We start from the raw sequence: 20,497 nt of genomic DNA, 5'->3' as shown, positions 1-20,497 counted from the left end.
GAGAGAAGACAATGAGCTTTTCCGATCCCATCGGCGATATGCTGACCCGCATCCGCAACGCTCAGGAGCGTCGCAAGTCTTCCGTTTCGACACCGGCATCGACCCTTCGCGGTCGCGTGCTGGACGTTCTCCAGTCCGAGGGTTTCATCCGCGGCTACTCCGAGACCAAGTTCGAGAACGGTGCATCCGAGTACGAGATTGAACTCAAGTACTCCGAAAACGAAGGCGTGATCCGCACCATCGAGCGCGTTTCCCGTCCCGGCCGCCGCGTGTACGCGTCGGTAAAGAATATTCCGCAGGTGGCGAATGGCCTCGGTGTGTCTATCCTTTCCACCCCAAAGGGTGTTATGGCCGACCACGAAGCCAAGGCTGCCAACGTTGGTGGCGAGGTACTCTGCCGCGTCTTCTAAGATGTGAGCCTGGAATGCGGGGTCCCCCGCATTCCAGTCACTTGCTCGCATCGCGCGGTAAGACGATTACTCAAGGATAAGAAATGTCACGTACTGGCAAGAAACCGGTGGCCCCGGTAAGCGGCGTCACGGTAACGATCAATGGTCGTACCGTCTCGGCTAAGGGCCCGAAGGGCGAACTGAGCATTGCGCTCATGGATGTGGTGAACGTCGAGCAGGGTGAGGACGGTCTTGTCGTCTCGCCAGCCAACGACAGCCGTGAAGCCCGCGCGGCTTGGGGCACCACCCGCGCCCTCATCCAGAACATGGTCACCGGTGTCAGCGCCGGCTTCGAAAAGAAGCTTGCGATCCAGGGCGTGGGTTATCGCGCCGCGATGCAGGGCAAAGATGTGAAGCTGTCTCTCGGCTTCAGCCATGAAGTTGTATACCAGGCTCCCCAGGGCATCACCCTGGCAGTTCCGGCTCCGACCGAGATCATTGTGACCGGTATCGACAAGCAGGCTGTGGGTCAGGTGGCGGCGGAGATCCGCAGCTGGCGTCCCCCCGAACCCTACAAGGGCAAGGGCGTGCGGTACTCGAACGAGACCGTGTATCGCAAAGAAGGCAAGAAGAAGTAAGGAGCGCCTGCAATGGCTATCACTGCAAAAGGTGTGGACCGCCGCAAGGCCCGTGTCCGCAAGGCGCTCAAGGCTCGTGCCTTCGGTCGTCCGCGTCTGTCGGTTTTCCGTTCAGAGAAGAATATCTACGCACAGATCATCGACGACACCACTGGTCGTACGCTGGCTGCCGCTTCGTCCCTCGACAAGGACCTGCGTTCGAGCCTCAAGAGCGGTTCGACCGCCGAGGCTGCTGCGACCGTCGGCAAGCTGATCGCCGAACGCGGCGTGAAGGCTGGCGTTGGCGAGGTTGTGTTCGACCGTGGCGCCTACATCTATCACGGCCGTGTTAAGGCCCTTGCAGACGCTGCCCGTGAGGGCGGTCTGCAGTTCTAACCACGGCGAGGAAGAGATAAAATGAGCAGAGACGTTCAAGAGCGCGAAAGCGAATTCGTCGATCGCCTGGTCCACATCAATCGTGTGGCCAAGGTTGTGAAGGGCGGCCGTCGCTTCGGTTTCGCAGCACTCGTCGTTGTTGGTGACCAGAAGGGTCGCGTCGGTTTCGGTCACGGTAAGGCCCGTGAAGTTCCTGAGGCAATCCGCAAGGCCACTGAACAGGCCAAGCGCCAGATGATCCGCGTGCCGCTCCGCGATGCACGTACCCTTCACCACGACGTGACCGGTCGTCACGGCGCTGGCAAGGTGATCCTGCGTGCCGCCGTTCCGGGTACTGGTATCATTGCCGGTGGTCCGATGCGCGCCGTGTTCGAAACGCTTGGCATCAACGATATCGTTGCCAAGTCGCAGGGCACTGCAAACCCCTACAACATGGTTCGCGCCACATTCGATGCGCTCAAGCGCGTTGATAGCCCCCGTGCGGTGGCTTCTCGTCGCGGCCTGAAGGTCTCCGAACTGCAGGCTCGCCGCGGCGAAACTGCCGTCGAAGCTTGACCGTAAGGACGGAGAAGCAAAATGGCTGACAAGAAAACTATCACCGTGCAGCAGGTCGGTTCGCCGATCCGCCGTGAAAAGAGCCAGCGCGCGACCCTCATCGGTCTCGGGCTCAACAAGATGAACAAGCAGCGCGAGCTGGTTGATACGCCCGAAGTTCGTGGCATGATCAACAAGGTCCCGCACCTCGTCCGCGTTGTCGGCGAGTAAGGAAGGGTCCGTACAAATGACTCGTTTGAACGAACTTCGCGATAATCCAGGTGCCAACAAGGTCCGCGTTCGCGTCGGCCGTGGTATCGGTTCGGGCGTCGGCAAGACCGGCGGCCGCGGCGGCAAGGGCCAGACTGCCCGTTCCGGCGTTGCGATCAATGGCTTTGAAGGCGGCCAGATGCCCCTTCACATGCGTATGCCGAAGCGTGGCTTCAATGCTTGGAACCCCAAGGATTGGAACGAAGTGCGCCTCGACCGCATCCAGGCCTACATCGACAGCGGCAAGCTCGACATCAAGGGCGTGGTTGACTCCGCCGCTCTCGTCGCAGCCGGCGTCATCCGTCGTCCCAAGGACGGCGTGCGTCTGATCGGTTCGGAAGGCTTCTCGGCCAAGAAGGTTACCTTCAAGGTTGACTACGCCACCAAGGGTGCTGCTGCTGCCATCGAGGCTGCCGGCGGCAAGCTTGACCTGATCCCGGTCAAGGAGACCTGGAAAAAGACTCCTTACGAAGCCAAGTAATCTGGCACTGGCGCACCCGACCTGGGGGTTGGGTGCGCTTTTTGGTTTGTTGCGCCAGGGTGGCAGGACTATATGCTCCTCAGGCGCTTTGACCGCGCCTGGCCTTGAAGCCTTAGGGAGCGAAGTATGGCGTCCGCAGCCGAGCAACTAGCTCGCAATCTTTCTTTTTCGACCTTTTCTAAGGCGAAAGCCCTTCAGCAGCGCATCTGGTTCACGCTGGGCGCGCTGCTTGTTTATCGTTTGGGCACATTCATTCCGGTTCCGGGCATCGATCCTGATGCATTCCGTGCCACTTTCGAGCAGAGCCAGCAGGGCATCATCGGCATGTTTAACATGTTCTCCGGTGGCGCCGTTGAACGCATGGCGATTTTTGCTCTCAACCTGATTCCCTACATTACGGCGTCCATCGTCGTGCAGGTGGTCTCGACGGCGTCTCCGCGCCTCGAAGCCCTCAAGAAAGAGGGTGAGGCTGGCCGTCGCAAGATGAACCAGTACACCCGCTACCTTGCCGTGCTGTTCTGCGCGGTTCAGGCATACGGCATTGCCGTGGGTCTGGAAGGCAGCCAGGGCGTGGTTCTCAATCCGGGCTGGTTCTTCCGCATCTCCACCGTGATCACCCTGGTTGGTGGCACGATGTTCCTGATGTGGCTGGGCGAGCAGATCACGGCGCGTGGTGTCGGTAACGGCATTTCGCTGATCATCTTTGCCGGTATCGTGGCCAATCTGCCCGCGACCATCGCTCAGACCCTCGAGCTCAGCCGTACTGGTGCCATCCCGGGCTTTGCAGCCCTCGGCATGATCATTCTGGCTCTCGTGGTCATTGCGGTCATCGTGTTCTTCGAACGCGCTCAGCGCCGCTTGCTGATCCAGTATCCGAAGCGCCAGGTCGGCAATAAGATGTTCCAGGGGGATACCTCGCATCTGCCGCTCAAGCTGAACACCGCCGGCGTTATCCCGGTGATCTTCGGCTCGTCGCTTCTGCTGCTGCCGGCGACCATTGCGTCCTTTGCAGCGCAGGGGAATGCTCCGGGCTGGCTGACCACCGTCACGGCTCTTCTCGGCCGCGGGCAGCCGCTCTATCTGGCGCTGTTTGCGTTCTTCATTATCTTTTTCGCCTTCTTCTACACGGCCATCGTGTTCAATCCCACGGAGACGGCGGATAACCTCAAGCGCTCCGGCGGCTTCATTCCGGGCATCCGTCCGGGTGAGCGGACCGCCCAGCACATCGACTATGTGCTGACGCGCATTACCGTTGCCGGTGCTATATACCTCACGGTGGTGGCACTGATTCCGGAAGTTATGTTCAGCCAGCTCGCGGTCAGCCAGTTTATTGGCGGTACCTCGCTGCTGATCATGGTGACGGTGACCCTTGATACGGTCAGTCAGATCCAGAGCCATCTAGTTGCCCAACAATACGAAGGGCTGTTGAAGAAATCCCGACTTGGAGGGGGCAAGCGTCGATGAGGTTGATCCTTTTGGGACCGCCGGGGGCAGGCAAGGGCACACAGGCCAAGATTTTGGTCGAAGCCTACGGCATCCCCCAGCTCTCCACTGGCGATATTCTGCGTGCAGCGATTGCTGCCCAGACCCCACTCGGGGTTGAGGCCAAGGCGATCGTTGATCGTGGTGACCTCGTCTCGGATGCCATCGTCAACGGTATCGTGTCGGAGCGGCTTGACGCCGAGGATTGCAAGCCTGGCTTCATCCTCGACGGCTTCCCGCGGACTATCGCCCAGGCTGAAGCTCTGGATGTCATGCTGGCGGAGAAGGGCATTGCGCTCGACGCCGTAATCGAGATCAAGGCAGATGCCGACATTCTCGTTCAGCGTGTTATCAATCGCGCCAAGGAATCAGGCGGCGCTCGCGCTGACGACAACGAGGAAGTGCTGCGCAAGCGCCTTGGTGTCTATGCAGAGCAGACAGCGCCTCTGGTCTCGTACTACTCCGACAAGGGTCTCTTGTGCCCTGTGGATGGTATGGCGCCTGTGAACGAAGTGACCACTGCCATCAAGGCAGCGATTACCAAGTAATTTGATAGGGCGGAGCCTGTTGACTCCGCCCGGTCGAATCCTTAAAGAACCGCATCAGTCTCATGGATTTTTGGGCTGGATTCGGTTCTCAACCATGGTTGGGGGTCGAGATCCGGTCCCTTGTTGTTTAAGGACACCCGCCGGGATGGCGCGTGTTTAATGAAGGAGAGCAGACGTGGCTCGTATTGCTGGCGTCAATATCCCGACGAACAAGCGCGTTGTTATCGCGCTGCAGTATATTCACGGCATCGGCGAAAAGTTTGCCAAGGACATCACCGACAAGGTTGGTATCCCGGCAGAGCGTCGCGTCAACGAACTGACCGACGCTGAAGTGATCCAGATCCGTGAAGCAATCGACAGCGATTACGTTGTTGAGGGTGATCTTCGTCGTAACGTTGCGATGAACATCAAGCGCCTGATGGACCTCGGTAACTATCGTGGTCTGCGTCATCGTCGTGGCCTTCCGGTCCGCGGTCAGCGCACCCACACCAACGCTCGTACCCGCAAGGGTCCGGCGAAGCCGATCGCTGGCAAGAAGAAGTAATTTCCGCACCCGCTAGGGCGGGGCGGTGTTTTATCGGAAGTGGCGGGGTTGATCCTGCAGGGCCATATGGCTCCTGGACCTAGTCCGTTTCTTCCGTGGTGGAGCTGCTGGCATTACGGCAGCGCCGATACCCAAGAGGACCTTTATGGCTAAGAACGAAGTCGCGCGCGTCCGTCGCAAGGAGCGCAAGAATATCACTTCCGGCGTTGCTCACGTGAACGCCTCCTTCAACAACACCATGATCACCATCGCGGACATGCAGGGCAACACGATCTCGTGGTCGTCCTCGGGCGTGATGGGTTTCAAGGGTTCGCGCAAGTCGACCCCTTATGCTGCCCAGGTTGCCGCGGAAGACGCAGCAAAGAAGGCTCAGGAACACGGCATGAAGACCCTCGAGGTCGAAGTTCGTGGTCCGGGTTCAGGCCGCGAATCGGCGCTCCGCGCCCTTCAGGCTGCAGGCTTCAACGTCACCTCGATCCGCGACGTGACTTCGATTCCGCACAACGGTTGCCGTCCGCGTAAGCGGCGCCGCGTCTAACAACTAGACCACTTGGTAAACTCCCGGCTGCAAGGGCCGGGAGTCCTATTGTGTTTGCGGCGGAGCGGCCTTCACGGGCCGCGAATTTGAAAGGACAATACCGTGACGATCCAGAGGAACTGGCAGGAACTCATCAAGCCGACCAAGCTGGAGATTGTTTCGGATGGCGTCGATACGCGCCAGGCTTCGGTTATCGCCGAGCCTCTCGAGCGCGGCTACGGCCTTACCTTGGGCAATGCGCTGCGTCGCGTTCTGCTGTCGTCGCTTCAGGGCGCCGCAGTCACCGCGATTCAGATCGACGGCATTCTGCACGAATTCTCGTCTCTGCCCGGCGTGCGTGAGGACATCACCGACCTGGTGCTGAACGTTAAGGAAATCGCCATCAAGATGGGTGGCGAAGGTCCGAAGCGTCTCACACTGACCCGTCAGGGCCCAGGTTCTGTGACGGCCGGCGACATCAAGGTGTCGGGCGACATCGAAGTGCTCAATCCCGAACTCGTGATCTGCCATCTCGACGATGGTGCCGAAATCAACATCGAGTTCACCGTCAATACCGGCAAGGGCTATGTCCCGGCCGACAAGAACCGTCCGGAAGATGCCCCCATCGGCTATATTCCGGTCGACGCCCTGTTCTCGCCGGTTCGCCGCGTGAGCTACAAGGTTGACGCGACCCGCGCTGGCGAAAGCTTGGACAAGGACAAGCTCACCCTGCAGGTCGAGACCAATGGCGCCGTGTCGCCGGAAGATGCCGTGGCTTATGCTGCGCGCATTCTCCAGGACCAGCTGTCGGTCTTCGTGAACTTCGAAGAGCCCAGCAAGGAAAAGGCACAGGATGCCGTTCCCGAACTGGCCTTCAATCCGGCTCTGCTCAAGAAGGTGGACGAGCTCGAACTCTCCGTGCGTTCGGCCAACTGCCTCAAGAACGACAACATCGTCTATATCGGCGACCTTATCCAGAAGACGGAAGCCGAGATGCTGCGGACTCCGAATTTCGGCCGCAAGTCGCTCAATGAAATCAAGGAAGTCCTGGCACAGATGGGGCTTCATCTCGGAATGGACGTTAACAACTGGCCGCCCGAGAATATCGATGACCTCGCCAAGCGCTACGAAGATCACTACTGATCCGGCGCAGGCCAAGACTTTTAGGAGATAACCCATGCGACACGGTAATCGCGGCCGCAAATTCAGCCGTACCGCTTCTCACCGTAAGGCGATGTTCGCCAATATGTCTGCTGCGCTGATCAAGCACGAGCAGATCGTTACTACGCTTCCCAAGGCCAAGGACCTGCGTCCGATCGTCGAGAAGCTGATCACCCTCGGCAAGCGCGGCGACCTGCACGCTCGTCGTCAGGCGATCGCCCAGATCCGCGACGAAGCCATGGTTGCGAAGCTCTTCGCAGTCCTCGGCCCGCGTTATGCTGAGCGTCAGGGCGGCTACATCCGCATCCTGAAGGCCGGTTTCCGCTATGGCGACAACGCGCCGCTGGCCGTGATCGAGTTCGTCGATCGTGACGTCAATGCCAAGGGCCAGGACTCCGGTCCGTCCTTCGCACAGGACGACGAAGCCGAAGCCGCATAAGAGCGCTTCAGCACAAAGCTTCAAAAGGGCGGCCCCAGTGGTCGCCCTTTTTGTTTTTGCCTGTCACCGCGCTTCGGCCCTGGCCTTCAGCCGTTCCGGTGGCACAGCGTTGAACGCCCGCACCTCAACCGGTGCCCTGCAGGCCACTGTCGCTTTTTTCCCCCATTCGACCGCTTCCTCGAGGCTCTCGCATTCGAGCACCCAGAAGCCGCCGACATGCTCCTTTGCCTCGATGAAGGGGCCGTCGGTGACCATGGTGCCGCCATTGCGATCGGCGCGGATGGTCTTGGCGCGGGCAGGGGGCTGCAGGCCGCCGACGAAATTGCGCACACCCTTGGCAATCATCTCCTCATTGAGCGCGGAGATATCGCTCATCAGCTGGCTGTCTTCCTTGGACGGGTCGTAGTCGTCGGGCAGGTGGATCGCGACGAGATATTCCATTTTCGTCTCCTCATTAATCCGGCGGGTGTTTTTGCCGTCCAGACTAGACGAGTGAGATGGCGGGACTCAGACTGAGCGCGTCGCGATCGCCGTTCCTGATTTTTCTCGCTTTCCCTTTTCCCCTTGCCGTGTACCCATGAAGGCCTTGTCGGGGGACAGCATGGATCGCATTCTCGTCACGGGGGCCTCGGGCTTCGTTGCCAAGCACATCATTGGAGAGCTGCTGCGCGCCGGCTATCAGGTGCGTGGCACGGTCCGCAGCCGCGCCCGCCTTTCCGGCATCAAAGATGCGATTGCCGAGCTCGCTCCCGGTCGCGAACAGCATCTTGAAATCGTCGAGGCGGACCTCCTCGAAGACGCCGGCTGGTCCGCCGCCATGGCTGGTTGTGCTGCGGTCATGCATGTGGCCACGGTAATCGTCGCCGAAGAGCCGAAGGACGCGTCCATCGTCATTCGCCCCGCCGTTGAAGGCACTGAGCGCATCCTGCGGTTTGCCCTTGCCAGCGGCATCAGGCGCGTGGTGATGACCTCCTCCATTTCCACGGTCGGTTATGGTCATGGCCACGACAGCGGCGTCCGAACCTATACCGAGGCCGATTACACCAATCTTGAAAACATGCGCCACCCCTGGGCCTATTGCATCGGCAAGACGCGGGCCGAACAGGCCGCCTGGGCCTACGCTCGCAGCAGGGATATGCAGCTGACCACCATCCACCCGGGGGCCATTCTCGGTCCGGCGACTGATCCCCAGACCAGCATCTCACTTGGGCTCGTCAGCGGGCTCCTCGATGGGTCAACACCGGCCATGCCCCGCATCGGCTTTGCCATCAGCGATGTCCGCGATGTCGCCGCCATGCATCTGGCTGCGCTGCAGACGCCCCAGAGCATCGGCCAGCGCTATCTCTGCACCGCGCCATATACGCGCTTTGACGAGGTCGCGGGCATCCTGCGCCGGGCCTATCCCGATTATCCTGTGACGCTCAAATCCGTGCCCGACTGGATCATGCGGCTCGTTGCGCTCACGGGTGGTCCTGTCCGCCAGATCATCAACGATATCGGCAATGAAAAGCATTTTGACGGGTCGAAAGGCGAGCGTCTTCTGGGCCGCCCCTATTTCACGGTCGAGGAAGCCGTCCTCAGCGCGGCCGACAGCCTGATCCGCTTCAACCTGGTAAAGCCTAAACCGGGAAGGTAAGCCCCCAGCGCCGATAGAGCGCCTGTAGTTCGCGCTGGTTGCGGCACACGACGACCGGCAATCCGGTCGCTTTCGCTACGGCAATATACTTGTCGGCCGCGTCGCGGGTGATCCAGAGCCAGTGGATCATGTCCCACTTGATCGAGTCGCGATTGCCCTCCAGCGCTCCCGCCCGGTTTCGGTTGAGCGTGCGGGTGAAATAGCGCCAGTACCGCCGCCAAAGCGGCTCGTCGAGGGCAATGACGCCCGTCGCGCGGGAAAACCGGAGCGGGAGGATGACCGAATAATTCCCGTCCATCACCCATTCCGGCTCGGCCACTGCCTCGGCATGAAGAGCGTGAAACTCCTCATCCGGCCGCTGCACCCAGTCCGTATTCGGCATATGCCGAAAGAGATCGACGTGACGGGCGGGGACGCCGATCTTTTTTCCGATCGCAACCGCGAGCGTCGATTTACCCGCATTGGTCGGCCCGAGAATCACGATCCGGCGGCCAAGATCATCAAGCTCGGGTATGTCTGGCAATTCTACGCTCCTCAGATCCGGCTCCTGCCTCCCCTTGCCCCTTCGGGGTGAGGGCTAAGGTGAGGGGCCTTCTTTTCGCTTCCCAGTCACCTCCGCTCACGCCGCTGGCGGTATTGGAACCGCGCGATGTCCGGTGTCAGTGTGGTCAGCAGGCCCGAGTGGCCCACGAGCTTTCCTGCCCCGTCATGACAGTCAAAACTGCTCTCCACTAGCGACGCATAAGGAATGATATAGGCCTGGCTGCCGAGGATCGGCCCGACGGCGAGGAACGGCTGCAGCAGCGGTTCGGCGAATTCTGGATCATTGCTCATGATCACGACGCTCGCCTGTGCGATGGGCTGGTTGCCGGCCCGTCCCGGCACCATGGAGAGGAAGCTCGTCACCTCCCGCGGCGATTTTTCGACCGCCTCTGCCCAGCGCGGCAACACGCTCTGGGCATCGCTGAGATCATAGGTGATCTGGGCGAACACCACATTACCCACTGGATAGGCGTCCATTTCGAACGCGGTCACCACGCCGAAATTGCCACCGGCGCCGCGCAGCGCCCAGAAGAGATCGGCGTTGTTCTCCCGATCCGCCCGCACCATCGAACCGTCAGCGAGCACCACGTCCGCCGCCTGCACATGATCCAGCGTCAGCCCATGCTTGCGCGTGAAATAGCCTATGCCGCCCGCCGTCGCGAGACCGCCAACACCCACGCCACCATAGTCGCCCGAGCTCATGCCGAGCCCATGCGGCGCCAGGGCCGCGGCAACCTCACCCCAGCGTGCACCAGGCCCGACACGAAACAGACCGCTCTTTTCATCGAGCAGTTTGATCGCATTCATCTGCCCCAGATCGATGACAATGCCGCCGTCATTGGTGGCCCGTCCCGAAATGCCGTGCCCGCCACTGCGCACCGCCAGCGGCACGCTTTGCCGCGCGGCATAGGCGACCGCTTCAGAGACCTCCTCAGCCTTTTTCGGCCGCAGCACGAGCCCGGGATTGCCCTTGTGGATGTAGGTCGAGCGGAATTTCGGAAAATCGTGGTCGCCCGGCTCGACGGCCTGCGGCGCCAGATCTTTGGGAATGCCGTCATAGTCAATGCCGGGGCGACGCTGGGCGAGGGCGCTCGACGAGCGCGTTGACGCCGTCTGCGTGCCCAGTGCCGCACGCGCCGCCGCCACCTTTTCGCGCACCGCCGGTGCCACCCGCGTGCCAAACAGCTCGATCGGGCCGGAGGCGTCCGCAGGCAGGATGAAGGTCGAAAACCCTTGCTCCAGCGCCAGCGCCGTCAATTGCTCGATCATGGCATTGACGTCATCGGTCGTCGTCAGCCGGCCGCCGATATTGAGGAGCCGCCGGATGTCGCGCGGATCCCGCCCGGCCTCAATCGCGGCTTCGTCGATGATGGCGTTGGATTCGACGAGATCGGGCGATTTGATATAGCCCTGCGAGGGCAGCCAGCCATCGGCCTTGCGCCCGATCAGCTTAAGCATGCGCGGCTTGTAGGCGCCCAGCCAGATCCCGATCTGATGATGGGGCAGGGGTCCGCGTCGGGCACCCCGCGCCTTGTGATAGGTCCCGTCGACCCTGACGCCACCGGCAGCCCCGGCGTCCCAGATGCCGCGGATGATGCCGATGCCCTCATCCAGCGCGTCGACGGACTGTCCGGGGCTGAGCTTGTCCTCGCCCATGGCCTCTATGCCATCCCAGAATGCGCCGGCGCCGAGCCCGAGTTCAACGCGCCCCTTTGACAAGAGGTCGAGACTGGCCACCGCCCGCGCCAGCACGGCGGGCTGGCGCAACGGCAGGTTCAGCACGTTCCCAGACAGGCTCACGCGACTGGTCTTGGCCGCCACATAAGACAGCAGCGTCCAGGTATCGACGAAGTTGGACTGGTAGGGATGATCCTGGAAGGTGACGAGATCGAGTCCATAAGCCTCGGTCTCCTGCGCCAGCGCCACCACGGCATCCACCTTCTGGGCAGACGGGGTGATGAAGGTGCCAAAGCGCAGGCTATGCCCGTAATCGGTCATGATATGCCCAGCAGTTACGAAAGATAACCTACTATCTAGTCGTCACCGTTGGGCATTCAAGTCGGCACATTTGTGTAACCATTGTGCGGCCGATGGCCGGGACGGATACCGCCCCAGCCGACAATCCGCTGCGTTCAGAGCTTGCAGGCGTGTCGCAGACCGTCATTGCCGAGGAAGGTGTCGGTGCGCGCGTCATAGGATTTATAGCGAGACGCGCAGCGCGCCACGTGCTCGGCGTCGAAAGTGTTCCGCGCTGCCGGGGCAGGGGCCGGCTTGTTGCTGTTGGAAATGGCGCCGGCGATGATTGCGCCGATGGCGAGACCGAAAATGCCCGCGATCAGCGGCTCGAGGTCGTTGCGATTGCGGTAGTAATAGGCGTCGTAGTCACGCGCGCTCCAGAACCACCAGCCGTTGCAATCGGGGTCCTGCGGATACTTCTGGCAATAGGCCTGCACCACCTGCTTGCGCTGTTCGGCATTCAGCGAATGGTCCTGCGCCTGAACCGGTGCGATGCTGGACAGGGCCATGATGCCGGTGAGCGCTATTGCGGTAAACTTCGTGACAAACGTGTTCATTGGGACCTTCCAGAGATTTTTTGTTTCCTGAACGTAGTTTGCGCTCGATCTCTCTAGGAAGCGTTGCCTCGTGCGGTGAACGCCCGCTTGCTGCATCGCCTTGCATTTTAAGCGTGGCCGGGCATTGCGTCGCGCCCTTTGGCTCTTCACTTTTAGTCGGGCTTACGCCATATTCGCCTCCGTTCGCGCAACTGGCGAGATGAGATGGGTAACCATCGGGGAACGCGAACCTCATGAAGCCGCTCGCCTGGGCACCCAACCGCAACCAGGGGAGCCCTATGCTGTCAGCATTGTCCACCCGGCCTTGGAATCGCGCTCAGCGCCATGATATGAGCACGTCCAATCAAATCTCTTCCGTCTCACGCGAGGTAATTTTCTCATGAGCACTCCATCGTCCTCGCTGTTTCCGCAGTTCTTCACCAATTCCGTTGCCCAGACCGATCCCGAGCTCGCTGCCGCGATCGGCAAGGAGCTCGGCCGCCAGCAGCATGAAATCGAGCTGATCGCCTCGGAGAACATCGTTTCGCGCGCTGTTCTGGAAGCCCAGGGCTCCGTGCTGACCAACAAATATGCCGAAGGCTATCCGGGCAAGCGCTACTACGGCGGCTGTGAGTTCGTCGATATCGCCGAAAGCCTCGCCATCGAGCGGGCCAAGCAGCTTTTCGGCGTCGAGTTCGCCAATGTGCAGCCCAATTCCGGCTCGCAGGCCAATCAGGGCGTCTATCAGGCGCTGGTCCAGCCCGGCGACACCATCCTCGGCATGTCGCTCGACGCCGGTGGTCACCTGACCCATGGCGCCAAGCCCAACCAGTCCGGCAAGTGGTTCAATGCCATCCAGTACGGCCTGCGCAAGCAGGACGGCCGCGTCGACATGGACCAGGTCCGCCAGCTCGCCCGCGAGCATAAGCCCAAGATGATCGTCGCAGGCTTCTCGGCCTATTCGCGCGTCATGGACTGGGCAGAATTCCGCGCCATCGCGGACGAAGTCGGGGCAATCCTTTTTGTCGACATGGCCCACGTTGCCGGTCTCGTGGCTGGTGGCCAGTACCCCAGCCCGTTCCCGCACGCCCATGTCGCCACCACCACCACCCACAAGACCCTTCGCGGTCCGCGCGGCGGCCTGATCCTCACCAACGATGAAGCCATCGCCAAGAAGATCAACTCGGCCATCTTCCCGGGCATCCAGGGCGGGCCGCTGATGCATGTCATCGCCGCCAAGGCCGTTGCCTTCAAGGAAGCGCTCGACCCGAGCTTCAAGCTCTATGCCAAGCAGGTCGTCGAAAACGCCCAGATGCTCGCCGAAACCCTCGTCAAGGGCGGCGTCGACATCGTCTCGGGCGGCACCGACAATCATCTGATGCTGGTTGATCTGCGCCCCAAGGGCCTCACCGGCAAGGCCACTGAGGCAGCTCTCGGCCGCGCCTACATCACCTGCAACAAGAACGCTGTTCCGTTCGATCCGGAAAAGCCGGCAATCACCTCGGGCATTCGCCTCGGCACGCCCGCCGGCACCACCCGCGGTTTCGGCACGGAAGAGTTCCGTGAAGTTGGCGAGCTCATCATCGAAGTGCTCGACGGCCTCAAGGCAAACGGCGAAGACAACAACAGCGCTGTCGAAGGCGCTGTGCGTGAGAAGGTCATCGCACTGACCTCTCGCTTCCCGATCTACGCAAACTAAGGGTATCCCATGCGCTGCCCCTATTGTGGCAACGACGACACCCAGGTGAAGGATAGCCGCCCGACTGAAGATTCGGGCGCTATCCGCCGCCGCCGCGTGTGCAATGCCTGCGGCGGTCGCTTCACCACGTTTGAGCGCGTGCAGCTGCGCGACCTCACCGTGGTCAAGAAGAGCGGCCGGAAAGTGCCCTTCGACCGCGAAAAGCTCTCCCGTTCGGTCTATACCGCCTTGCGCAAGCGTTCTGTCGAGGCCGAGCGCGCCGAGCGGCTGATTTCGGGCATCGTCCGTCAGCTGGAAAGCCTGGGCGACGTCGAAATCACCTCCGACCAGATCGGCGAATATGTGATGGAGGGGCTCAAGGGCCTCGACGATGTGGCCTTCGTCCGCTTCGCCTCCGTCTACAAGAATTTCTCTTCTGCCGACGACTTCCGGGACTTTTTGGCCGAGCTGGCGCAGGGCGGGGACCAGACCTTCCAGGACGAGGACTGATCTGCACCTGTTGCAGACCCAGCCGCGCCGGATTAAGGGTTGGGACGAGCTCGCGCGCTCCGATTTGGCGGATCGCGCGCAACACAAAGGTTTCGAGACATGGACTCCTACGGCGAGCGTTTCCCGATCGAAGCCAATTCAGCAGCCGGTCAGCATTTCCTGATCGTCGAGGGACGCTCCTATCCGGGCATCGCTGATGAGATGCGCGGCGGCGCTGTTGCCGCCCTCGAGGCGGCCGGTGCCACGCACGACGTCATCGCCGTGCCGAGCGCCATGGAAGTTCCGGTCGCCGTCGCCATGGCGATCGAAGCCGGGGACTATGACGGGTTTATCGCCCTGGGCTGCGTCATGCGCGGCCACACAAATCACTATGAGGCCGTCGCCGGCGAGAGCATTCGTGCGCTTGCCGAGTTGGCGGTCGTCGATGCCCTTCCGCTGGGTATCGGCATTCTGACCGTTGAAAATGAAGGGCAGGCCTGGGTCCGCGCGCGCAAGAGTGAGCAGGACCGGGGTGGCGACGCCGCTCGTGCCGCATTGGCCCTGGCAGCGCTTAAGGCAAAGTTGAACGCATAGAAATGACAGATATTCCCAAACGAGACTCGCAGGTCCATCGACCGGCAAACCAGCGCGGCGCAGCCCGTCTTGCTGCCGTGCAGGCGCTCTACCAGATGGACGTGGGCCGTCAGACCCTGGAAGACACGCTGGCCCAGTTCGGTGCCTTCCATCTCGGCCGCGAGATCGAGGGTGAGCAATATCTCCCCGCCGATGCCGATTTCTTCCGCCAGATCGTGCAGGGCGTTGCCAAGCACCAGCTCGAAATCGACCCCGCCGTCGATCAGGCGCTGGCTGATGGCTGGCCGATGGAGCGCGTTGACGCGACCCTTCGCGCCATCCTGCGCGCCGCTGCCTTCGAACTGCTGCGCCGCAAGGACATTCCGGCCAAGGTGGTCATCACCGAATATGTCGATGTCGCCCGGGCCTTCTACGAAGACGACGCTTCCGGCCTCGTCAACGCCGCTCTCGACACCATCGCCCGCGCCGCCGGCGCCGAGCTCTGACCGAAGCCTCCCGCAACGCTTCTAAAAAATCCCCGCCATGTGCGGGGATTTTTGTTTGTGGAGCAGGGGATGGGCAAGCCGCAACCCCTTCACCTCCCCTTCTGAAGGGGGAGGCAAGCAAAGCTAGGCCCCGTCCGGCCGTAGCGTCGCTCGGAGGGGGTGACCGCCCGCGCCCCCCCTCAAGAGAACACAAAAAAAAGCCCCGGCGAACCGGGGCTTCCAAAACTCTGAGCTTGAACCGATCAGAACGACTGCAGGATCGAGTCGATGAAGGTGCGGTCTTCGCCGAAGGACTGGGTCCGGCGCTGCTCGATCGTGACGACCTTGCCGTCGGTCAGGCCGTAGACGGCCTTGTCCGAAACGCGCTTGTTCTTGTCGAAGTAGACGGCCAGCACCGTGCGTTCCTGCACCATGGACAGGCCGAACGCGGTCTGCTGGACCTTGGTCTCGACATAGTACCAGGCGCTCTGGTCGCCGAAGCTGTTCGTGGACTGGGGCGACCCCAGAACCACGCGAACCAGGTCCTGGCTCTGGCCGACGCGGATCTGCTGCATCGCCGAGTCGGAAATCTCGTAACCCTGCGTGCGGCTGGTAACAACCGACGTGCTGCTTGTGCAGGCGACAAGGGCCAGTGCCATGACGGCTGCTGCCGCGATCGGCGCGATAGGAGCGGAGGCATTACGCAGGAGCATGAATTTGACTTTCCCGATGGCTCTCGACTATAGGCGTGACAACAAGGCGCGTGCCCAATGACCGCCGGAATGTGTAGCTGTCAACACCCTGATCTGGCAAGCTGGCAAGCAGCCCGGCGCGCTAATCATGTGTTTGACCGATCCCGAGGCTGAGCGCAATCCCATGATCCTGTCCTTGTTCCGCAAGAACACAGCAACTGACGCGGTTTATGCCGTCTACCGAGCTATTGTGGCGCAATCCCGACAGCCGCAATTCTATGCGGATTGGGGCGTCCCCGATACGGTGACTGGTCGGTTCGATATGATCAGCGTGCACATGGCGCTGCTGTTCCGGCGTCTGCGCGCCGACGCTACCAAGGATTTCAGCCAGGCCGTGTTCGACCTTTTCTTCAAAGACATGGACCGGTCCCTCCGCGAAATGGGTGTCACCGATCTCGGCGTTCCCAAGAAGATCCAGAAGATGGGCAACATCTTCTTTGGTCTGCTCGCCGCCATGAACGAAGCGCTTGATCGCAATGATGCGGAGACCCTCGCCGGGGTTCTTTCGCGAAACATTTTCGAAGGCGAAGCATCCGAGCATGCCCAGGCGCTGGCCGCCTATGTCATTGCCCAGGACGCTTTCCTTCACAACCAGTCGGCCGATTCCATCGTCAAGGGTGAGATCGCCTTCGGAGAAACTGCATGACGCATAAGGCGGAGCCTCTTTTCGACGCCGTCGTCCGTATCGACAAGCTGCCGGCCGCTGGCCGCTCCCTCAAGGTCGAAGCCGACGCCACAACGCGCGCTGCCATCGCCGAGGCCATGAAGGTCACCGCCGTCACCCGCTTCCAGGCGGAGCTGACCATCGTGCCCCTGCGCGGTGGTCTGCGGGCCCAGGGATGGCTCAAGGCCCATATCGAACAGCCATCGGTCGTCACGTTTGAGCCTGTTTTCCAGGATATAGCAGCTGATATCGATCGTGTTTTCCTGCCCGCCAGCGGCAAGGAACTGCCGGGGCCCGGCTCGGAAGTGTTCATCGACCTCGAAGATGACGATTTTCCAGACCATATCGATGGTCCGGAAGTTGATCTGAGCGCGCTTTTGCTGGAAACACTGGGTCTCGAGATCGATCCTTACCCGCGCGCGCCGGGCGAAAGCCTCGACGCGCTTGGTCTCGATGCCAAAGACGGGGAAGAAGGGCCGTTCGCCGCCCTTGCACGGCTTAAGGCTGGTAAGAAGGACGAAGACTGATCGCTGCGGGGCCTTTTGGTCTGGCGCGATCGTTCGCGTGGGAATGCTGTATGATCCTGGATCGTCGCATTCCTTGCCCGTCGGGTCGGGGCTTGCACCCACCCAGTGATGGGATATGTTTGCATGCCTGCCCAAGCGGGCCGAAACACGGGCTGAAATGACCGATACAATAACGATTTCCGTGGATGCCATGGGTGGCGATCACGCGCCGCGTGCCGTCATTCACGGCGCCGATTTGGCCCTGCGCGAGCACAAGAATACCAAGTTCATTTTCCACGGCCGCGAGGAGCAGATCAATCCGCTTCTCGAGGAGTTCCCGCGACTCAAGCCCGTCTCGACCGTCCGCCATTGCGAAACCGTCATCGCCATGGACGAAAAGCCCAGCCAGGCCTTGCGCAAGGGCAAGGGCACGTCCTCGATGTGGATGACCATCCAGGCGGTCAAGGATGGCGAAGCCGACGTCGCGATCTCCGGTGGTAACACCGGCGCGCTGATGGCCATGGCAACTTTCTGCCTGCGCCCGATGGAGGGCATTTCCCGCCCGGGCATCGCCGCCATCTGGCCGACCACGCGCAGCGATATCATCGTGCTCGACATGGGCGCCACCATTGGCGCCGACGCGCGCCAGCTGGTCGACTACGCCATTCTCGGCTCCGCCCTCGCGCGTGCCCTCTTTGATTCGGAAGCCCCGACCGTGGGCCTCCTTAATGTCGGCACCGAGGAAGTGAAGGGGCTCGACTACATCAAGGACGCCGGCAAAATCCTGCAGCAGGCCAGCGGCGCCGGCTTCACCTACCACGGCTTCGTGGAAGGCAATGACATCGGCAAGGGCACGGTCGACGTCGTCGTCACTGAAGGCTTTGTCGGCAACATCGCCCTCAAGACCGCCGAAGGCACGGCTCGCCAGGTCGCGACCTATCTCCGCAACGCCTTGATGGCCAACTGGATGAGCAAGCTGGGCGCGCTGTTCGCCAGCTCTGCGCTCAATGCCCTCAAGCGCAAGATGGACCCGCGTACCGTCAATGGCGGCGTCTTCATGGGCCTCAATGGCATCGTCATCAAATCCCACGGTGGCACCGACGAAGTCGGCTATAACAGCGCCCTGGGCCTTGCATATGAAATGGCGCGCAGCCGTCTGATCGACAAGATCGGCGACAGCATGCAGCGCTTCCCCGTCAACAGGGAGGTGCCCAAATCGCCCTCCGATACTGAGGCCAATTCGGCGTGACCAGGATTCGTTCAATCGTGCGTGGGGTCGGTGCATACCTGCCCCAAAGAGTGCTGACCAATGAAGAGCTCGCCAAAACGGTCGATACGACCGACGAGTGGATCCAGCAGCGGGTCGGCATCAAGGAGCGCCATATCGCCGCCGAGGGCGAGTTTACGTCCGACCTAGCCGTAGCCGCAGCCAAAAACGCGCTGGCCAATGCCGGCCTGACGCCCGACGACATCGATCTCATTATCGTCGCCACGACCACGCCCGATTACACATTCCCCGCTGCCGCGACCCTCGTGCAGATGAAGCTCGGCATCCAGCACGGCATGGCGTTCGACGTCCAGGCCGTCTGCTCGGGCTTCGTCTACGCCGTCGCCACGGCGGACAGCTACATCAAGAACGGCCTCGGCACCCGCGCCCTGGTGATCGGAGCCGAGACCTTCTCGCGCCTCCTCGACTGGACCGACCGGACCACCTGCGTGCTGTTCGGCGATGGCGCCGGCGCGATGATCCTCGAAAAGGTCGAACTGGCCGAGGGCGAGCCCGAGCGCGGCGTTCTGGCTTCGGCCCTCCGCTCCGACGGCCAGCACTGGGACAAGCTCTATGTCGATGGCGGCCCGTCCACCACTGGCACCACCGGTCACGTCCACATGCAGGGCAAGGAAGTCTTCCGCCACGCCGTCGGCAAGATCACCGACGTGGTCTACTCCACGCTCGAAAAGACCGGCTACACTGTCGAGGACCTCGACTGGTTCGTGCCCCACCAGGCCAACCGCCGCATCATCGACGGAGCTGGGGCCAAGCTCGGTCTTCCGCCCGAAAAAGTCGTCATCACTGTTGATGTGCACGCCAATACCTCGGCTGCCTCCGTGCCGTTGGCTTTGAGCGTCGCCACGGCCGATGGCCGCATCAAGCAGGGCGATCTCGTCATGCTCGAAGCCATGGGCGGCGGCTTCACCTGGGGCGCATCTCTCATCCGTTGGTAACCTTTCTCCACCCGCATTGACCTTAAGCGTTTCAGGGCGTTAGTGTATTTCCGGGTGGAGGAGCCTGGCGCTGAAGCCGGACCAAGAAAGTCCCGGCGGCGTCGGTTGAGCGGTTTTCCTGTAGCGCAGTTGGCTCGGCAACGGGCTTGAGGGTTCTGCGCGCTCTCGCCGGAAAATCATTCATCAACAGCAATGGGGGTGCTTATGGCGCAGAAGACGGTTACACGGGCCGACCTTTCCGAAGCAGTTTACGGCACAGTGGGCTTGTCCCGCACTGAGTCGGCGGAACTGGTGGAGCGCGTGCTCGAGCTCATCACCGAGGCCTTGGTCACGGGAGCAAACGTCAAGCTGTCGTCCTTCGGGTCGTTCCAGGTCCGCTCCAAGAATGAACGTGTGGGGCGCAATCCCAAGACCGGCGAGGAGGTGCCGATCCTCCCCCGGCAGGTTCTTGTGTTCAAACCCAGCAACGTGTTGAAGTCGAAGATTAACAAGTCTATGGTCGGCTCTGAAAAGTAAGGTTTTCTTACTGAAGGAGTTAGCGGCTTGGACAAGTCTCCAGACGCATTCCGGACCATTTCTGAGGCCGCTGAGGAGCTTGACCTTCCTCAGCATGTTCTCCGGTTCTGGGAGACTCGCTTCGCGACGATCAAGCCGCTGAAGCGCGGCGGCGGCCGCCGCTATTATCGGCCCGAGGATGTCATGCTTCTGCGTGGCATCCGCCATCTACTGTACGATCAGGGCTTCACCATCAAGGGCGTCCAGCGCATCCTCAAGGAGCAGGGGCCCCGCTATGTCATCGCCGTTGGCGAGGGCAGGCCGGTCGATGAAATCCTGCCGCTCATAGAAGATGCCGAGAATGCGGCTGATGAAGCCGTCGTCGAAGAGGCGTTGATGGAGGCCAGTCCCTCCCTCGACGAGGAATCACGCAACAAGCTCTCCGAGGTTCTTCGCGAGCTGCTCGAGTGCAAACGCATCCTCGAGCGCGCCCGCGAACACTGAGTCTATCGCAAAGACAACG

General features: G+C 61.4%; 28 protein-coding genes and 1 riboswitch. Of the genes, 23 read left to right on the top strand and 5 right to left on the bottom strand.

Annotated features, from left to right (window positions below; all coding sequences use genetic code 11):
• Positions 1 to 11 precede the first annotated feature (11 nt).
• From rpsH to rplQ, 12 genes are all read left to right on the top strand, one after another.
• Positions 12 to 410 carry a 30S ribosomal protein S8 gene (gene rpsH, locus NYQ88_RS13405; protein ID WP_275603691.1) on the top strand — a complete coding sequence of 133 codons (399 nt, stop codon included), beginning with the start codon at positions 12 to 14 and terminating at the stop codon, positions 408 to 410.
• Positions 411 to 493: 83 nt separating this feature from the next.
• On the top strand, positions 494 to 1,027 hold the full coding sequence (gene rplF, locus NYQ88_RS13400) for a 50S ribosomal protein L6 (RefSeq protein ID WP_275651637.1): 534 nt from the start codon (positions 494 to 496) through the stop codon (positions 1,025 to 1,027).
• 12 nt (positions 1,028 to 1,039) lie between these two features.
• Complete coding sequence (rplR, locus tag NYQ88_RS13395) at positions 1,040 to 1,402, top strand: 50S ribosomal protein L18 (RefSeq protein ID WP_275651636.1); 363 nt, start codon at positions 1,040 to 1,042, stop codon at positions 1,400 to 1,402.
• 21 nt (positions 1,403 to 1,423) lie between these two features.
• Positions 1,424 to 1,957, top strand: coding sequence for a 30S ribosomal protein S5 (gene rpsE, locus NYQ88_RS13390; protein WP_275603688.1), 534 nt, complete (start codon positions 1,424 to 1,426; stop codon positions 1,955 to 1,957).
• Between the two features lie 21 nt (positions 1,958 to 1,978).
• A complete protein-coding gene (rpmD, locus tag NYQ88_RS13385; protein WP_275651635.1) occupies positions 1,979 to 2,167 on the top strand; it encodes a 50S ribosomal protein L30 in 189 nt (62 codons plus the stop codon).
• A gap of 16 nt (positions 2,168 to 2,183) precedes the next feature.
• Positions 2,184 to 2,687: a 50S ribosomal protein L15 gene (rplO, locus tag NYQ88_RS13380; protein ID WP_275651634.1), complete on the top strand. Its 504-nt coding sequence runs from the start codon at positions 2,184 to 2,186 to the stop codon at positions 2,685 to 2,687.
• A 126-nt stretch (positions 2,688 to 2,813) separates the two neighbouring features.
• On the top strand, positions 2,814 to 4,151 hold the full coding sequence (gene secY, locus NYQ88_RS13375; RefSeq protein ID WP_275651633.1) for a preprotein translocase subunit SecY: 1,338 nt from the start codon (positions 2,814 to 2,816) through the stop codon (positions 4,149 to 4,151).
• Positions 4,148 to 4,717: an adenylate kinase gene (locus tag NYQ88_RS13370; protein WP_275651632.1), complete on the top strand. Its 570-nt coding sequence runs from the start codon at positions 4,148 to 4,150 to the stop codon at positions 4,715 to 4,717. Before secY ends, NYQ88_RS13370 begins: the two co-directional genes overlap by 4 nt.
• 175 nt (positions 4,718 to 4,892) lie before the next feature.
• Positions 4,893 to 5,261 (top strand): 30S ribosomal protein S13, encoded by a 369-nt coding sequence (gene rpsM / locus NYQ88_RS13365; protein ID WP_275651631.1) that lies wholly within the window; start codon positions 4,893 to 4,895, stop codon positions 5,259 to 5,261.
• 145 nt (positions 5,262 to 5,406) lie between these two features.
• Positions 5,407 to 5,799, top strand: a complete 393-nt coding sequence (gene rpsK / locus NYQ88_RS13360; protein WP_275651630.1) for a 30S ribosomal protein S11 — start codon at positions 5,407 to 5,409, stop codon at positions 5,797 to 5,799.
• A gap of 102 nt (positions 5,800 to 5,901) precedes the next feature.
• Positions 5,902 to 6,921 (top strand): DNA-directed RNA polymerase subunit alpha, encoded by a 1,020-nt coding sequence (locus NYQ88_RS13355; RefSeq protein WP_275603682.1) that lies wholly within the window; start codon positions 5,902 to 5,904, stop codon positions 6,919 to 6,921.
• A 34-nt stretch (positions 6,922 to 6,955) separates the two neighbouring features.
• A complete protein-coding gene (gene rplQ, locus NYQ88_RS13350) occupies positions 6,956 to 7,378 on the top strand; it encodes a 50S ribosomal protein L17 (RefSeq protein ID WP_275651629.1) in 423 nt (140 codons plus the stop codon).
• 63 nt (positions 7,379 to 7,441) lie between these two features.
• On the opposite strand, the gene NYQ88_RS13345 is transcribed toward rplQ, so the two are convergent.
• Positions 7,442 to 7,819, bottom strand: coding sequence for a YciI family protein (locus NYQ88_RS13345; RefSeq protein WP_275651628.1), 378 nt, complete (start codon positions 7,817 to 7,819; stop codon positions 7,442 to 7,444).
• Positions 7,820 to 7,979: 160 nt separating this feature from the next.
• Between NYQ88_RS13345 and NYQ88_RS13340 the strand changes: the two genes are divergently transcribed.
• Positions 7,980 to 9,014 carry an NAD-dependent epimerase/dehydratase family protein gene (locus NYQ88_RS13340; protein WP_275651627.1) on the top strand — a complete coding sequence of 345 codons (1,035 nt, stop codon included), beginning with the start codon at positions 7,980 to 7,982 and terminating at the stop codon, positions 9,012 to 9,014.
• On the opposite strand, the gene NYQ88_RS13335 is transcribed toward NYQ88_RS13340, so the two are convergent.
• The 3 genes from NYQ88_RS13335 to NYQ88_RS13325 all read right to left on the bottom strand — a co-directional run bounded on the left by NYQ88_RS13335 (position 8,998) and on the right by NYQ88_RS13325 (position 12,130).
• Positions 8,998 to 9,537 (bottom strand): AAA family ATPase, encoded by a 540-nt coding sequence (locus NYQ88_RS13335; RefSeq protein WP_275651626.1) that lies wholly within the window; start codon positions 9,535 to 9,537, stop codon positions 8,998 to 9,000. The two genes, NYQ88_RS13340 and NYQ88_RS13335, sit on opposite strands and share 17 nt — an antisense overlap.
• Positions 9,538 to 9,623: 86 nt before the next feature.
• Positions 9,624 to 11,555: an LLM class flavin-dependent oxidoreductase gene (locus NYQ88_RS13330; RefSeq protein ID WP_275651625.1), complete on the bottom strand. Its 1,932-nt coding sequence runs from the start codon at positions 11,553 to 11,555 to the stop codon at positions 9,624 to 9,626.
• 134 nt (positions 11,556 to 11,689) lie between these two features.
• Positions 11,690 to 12,130 carry a BA14K family protein gene (locus NYQ88_RS13325; protein ID WP_275651624.1) on the bottom strand — a complete coding sequence of 147 codons (441 nt, stop codon included), beginning with the start codon at positions 12,128 to 12,130 and terminating at the stop codon, positions 11,690 to 11,692.
• A gap of 177 nt (positions 12,131 to 12,307) precedes the next feature.
• A riboswitch (ZMP/ZTP riboswitch) is annotated at positions 12,308 to 12,390 on the top strand.
• Positions 12,391 to 12,509: 119 nt separating this feature from the next.
• On the opposite strand from NYQ88_RS13325, the gene glyA reads away from it, so the two are divergent.
• The 4 genes from glyA (at position 12,510) to nusB (ending at position 15,355) form a co-directional block, all read left to right on the top strand.
• Positions 12,510 to 13,808, top strand: coding sequence for a serine hydroxymethyltransferase (glyA, locus tag NYQ88_RS13320; protein ID WP_275651623.1), 1,299 nt, complete (start codon positions 12,510 to 12,512; stop codon positions 13,806 to 13,808).
• Positions 13,809 to 13,817: 9 nt separating this feature from the next.
• Positions 13,818 to 14,297, top strand: coding sequence for a transcriptional regulator NrdR (gene nrdR, locus NYQ88_RS13315; protein ID WP_275651622.1), 480 nt, complete (start codon positions 13,818 to 13,820; stop codon positions 14,295 to 14,297).
• 99 nt (positions 14,298 to 14,396) lie between these two features.
• Positions 14,397 to 14,870 carry a 6,7-dimethyl-8-ribityllumazine synthase gene (gene ribH / locus NYQ88_RS13310; protein ID WP_275651621.1) on the top strand — a complete coding sequence of 158 codons (474 nt, stop codon included), beginning with the start codon at positions 14,397 to 14,399 and terminating at the stop codon, positions 14,868 to 14,870.
• Between the two features lie 2 nt (positions 14,871 to 14,872).
• On the top strand, positions 14,873 to 15,355 hold the full coding sequence (gene nusB, locus NYQ88_RS13305) for a transcription antitermination factor NusB (RefSeq protein ID WP_275651620.1): 483 nt from the start codon (positions 14,873 to 14,875) through the stop codon (positions 15,353 to 15,355).
• Between the two features lie 242 nt (positions 15,356 to 15,597).
• Here nusB and bamE read toward each other — a convergent pair whose 3' ends face one another.
• Entirely contained in the window at positions 15,598 to 16,047 is a 450-nt protein-coding gene (bamE, locus tag NYQ88_RS13300; protein WP_275651619.1) for an outer membrane protein assembly factor BamE, read from the bottom strand.
• Positions 16,048 to 16,174: 127 nt separating this feature from the next.
• Between bamE and NYQ88_RS13295 the strand changes: the two genes are divergently transcribed.
• The 6 genes from NYQ88_RS13295 to NYQ88_RS13270 all read left to right on the top strand — a co-directional run bounded on the left by NYQ88_RS13295 (position 16,175) and on the right by NYQ88_RS13270 (position 20,478).
• The gene (locus NYQ88_RS13295; protein WP_275651618.1) at positions 16,175 to 16,732 is read left to right on the top strand and encodes a ubiquinol-cytochrome C chaperone family protein; all 558 of its coding nucleotides are present in this window, start codon (positions 16,175 to 16,177) and stop codon (positions 16,730 to 16,732) included.
• The gene (locus NYQ88_RS13290) at positions 16,729 to 17,277 is read left to right on the top strand and encodes a DUF177 domain-containing protein (RefSeq protein ID WP_275651617.1); all 549 of its coding nucleotides are present in this window, start codon (positions 16,729 to 16,731) and stop codon (positions 17,275 to 17,277) included. The genes NYQ88_RS13295 and NYQ88_RS13290 overlap by 4 nt, the downstream gene beginning before the upstream one ends.
• 157 nt (positions 17,278 to 17,434) lie before the next feature.
• A complete protein-coding gene (gene plsX, locus NYQ88_RS13285) occupies positions 17,435 to 18,505 on the top strand; it encodes a phosphate acyltransferase PlsX (protein WP_275651616.1) in 1,071 nt (356 codons plus the stop codon).
• A complete protein-coding gene (locus NYQ88_RS13280; RefSeq protein ID WP_275651615.1) occupies positions 18,502 to 19,479 on the top strand; it encodes a beta-ketoacyl-ACP synthase III in 978 nt (325 codons plus the stop codon). Before plsX ends, NYQ88_RS13280 begins: the two co-directional genes overlap by 4 nt.
• Before the next feature lie 204 nt (positions 19,480 to 19,683).
• Complete coding sequence (locus tag NYQ88_RS13275) at positions 19,684 to 19,995, top strand: integration host factor subunit alpha (RefSeq protein WP_275651614.1); 312 nt, start codon at positions 19,684 to 19,686, stop codon at positions 19,993 to 19,995.
• 27 nt (positions 19,996 to 20,022) lie between these two features.
• A complete protein-coding gene (locus NYQ88_RS13270) occupies positions 20,023 to 20,478 on the top strand; it encodes a MerR family transcriptional regulator (protein ID WP_275651613.1) in 456 nt (151 codons plus the stop codon).
• Positions 20,479 to 20,497 lie beyond the last annotated feature (19 nt).

Origin of the sequence: Devosia sp. SD17-2 (assembly GCF_029201565.1) — a bacterium.
Classification (GTDB): domain Bacteria; phylum Pseudomonadota; class Alphaproteobacteria; order Rhizobiales; family Devosiaceae; genus Devosia.
This window is presented reverse-complemented; position numbering and strand designations above follow the sequence as displayed.

Bases quoted from the DNA above. Each gene is read 5' to 3' on its own strand.
- rplR (WP_275651636.1), top strand. From the start codon at position 1,040: ATGGCTATCACTGCAAAAGGTGTGGACCGCCGCAAGGCCCGTGTCCGC.
- rpmD (WP_275651635.1), top strand. From the start codon at position 1,979: ATGGCTGACAAGAAAACTATCACCGTGCAGCAGGTCGGTTCGCCGATC.
- plsX (WP_275651616.1), top strand. From the start codon at position 17,435: ATGACCGATACAATAACGATTTCCGTGGATGCCATGGGTGGCGATCAC.
- secY (WP_275651633.1), top strand. From the start codon at position 2,814: ATGGCGTCCGCAGCCGAGCAACTAGCTCGCAATCTTTCTTTTTCGACC.
- NYQ88_RS13295 (WP_275651618.1), top strand. From the start codon at position 16,175: ATGTGTTTGACCGATCCCGAGGCTGAGCGCAATCCCATGATCCTGTCC.
- rplQ (WP_275651629.1), top strand. From the start codon at position 6,956: ATGCGACACGGTAATCGCGGCCGCAAATTCAGCCGTACCGCTTCTCAC.
- rpsK (WP_275651630.1), top strand. From the start codon at position 5,407: ATGGCTAAGAACGAAGTCGCGCGCGTCCGTCGCAAGGAGCGCAAGAAT.
- NYQ88_RS13370 (WP_275651632.1), top strand. From the start codon at position 4,148: ATGAGGTTGATCCTTTTGGGACCGCCGGGGGCAGGCAAGGGCACACAG.
- nusB (WP_275651620.1), top strand. From the start codon at position 14,873: ATGACAGATATTCCCAAACGAGACTCGCAGGTCCATCGACCGGCAAAC.
- nrdR (WP_275651622.1), top strand. From the start codon at position 13,818: ATGCGCTGCCCCTATTGTGGCAACGACGACACCCAGGTGAAGGATAGC.
- rplF (WP_275651637.1), top strand. From the start codon at position 494: ATGTCACGTACTGGCAAGAAACCGGTGGCCCCGGTAAGCGGCGTCACG.
- NYQ88_RS13275 (WP_275651614.1), top strand. From the start codon at position 19,684: ATGGCGCAGAAGACGGTTACACGGGCCGACCTTTCCGAAGCAGTTTAC.
- NYQ88_RS13340 (WP_275651627.1), top strand. From the start codon at position 7,980: ATGGATCGCATTCTCGTCACGGGGGCCTCGGGCTTCGTTGCCAAGCAC.
- NYQ88_RS13345 (WP_275651628.1), bottom strand. From the start codon at position 7,819: ATGGAATATCTCGTCGCGATCCACCTGCCCGACGACTACGACCCGTCC.
- rplO (WP_275651634.1), top strand. From the start codon at position 2,184: ATGACTCGTTTGAACGAACTTCGCGATAATCCAGGTGCCAACAAGGTC.
- rpsH (WP_275603691.1), top strand. From the start codon at position 12: ATGAGCTTTTCCGATCCCATCGGCGATATGCTGACCCGCATCCGCAAC.
- bamE (WP_275651619.1), bottom strand. From the start codon at position 16,047: ATGCTCCTGCGTAATGCCTCCGCTCCTATCGCGCCGATCGCGGCAGCA.
- NYQ88_RS13330 (WP_275651625.1), bottom strand. From the start codon at position 11,555: ATGACCGATTACGGGCATAGCCTGCGCTTTGGCACCTTCATCACCCCG.
- glyA (WP_275651623.1), top strand. From the start codon at position 12,510: ATGAGCACTCCATCGTCCTCGCTGTTTCCGCAGTTCTTCACCAATTCC.
- NYQ88_RS13290 (WP_275651617.1), top strand. From the start codon at position 16,729: ATGACGCATAAGGCGGAGCCTCTTTTCGACGCCGTCGTCCGTATCGAC.
- ribH (WP_275651621.1), top strand. From the start codon at position 14,397: ATGGACTCCTACGGCGAGCGTTTCCCGATCGAAGCCAATTCAGCAGCC.
- NYQ88_RS13325 (WP_275651624.1), bottom strand. From the start codon at position 12,130: ATGAACACGTTTGTCACGAAGTTTACCGCAATAGCGCTCACCGGCATC.
- rpsE (WP_275603688.1), top strand. From the start codon at position 1,424: ATGAGCAGAGACGTTCAAGAGCGCGAAAGCGAATTCGTCGATCGCCTG.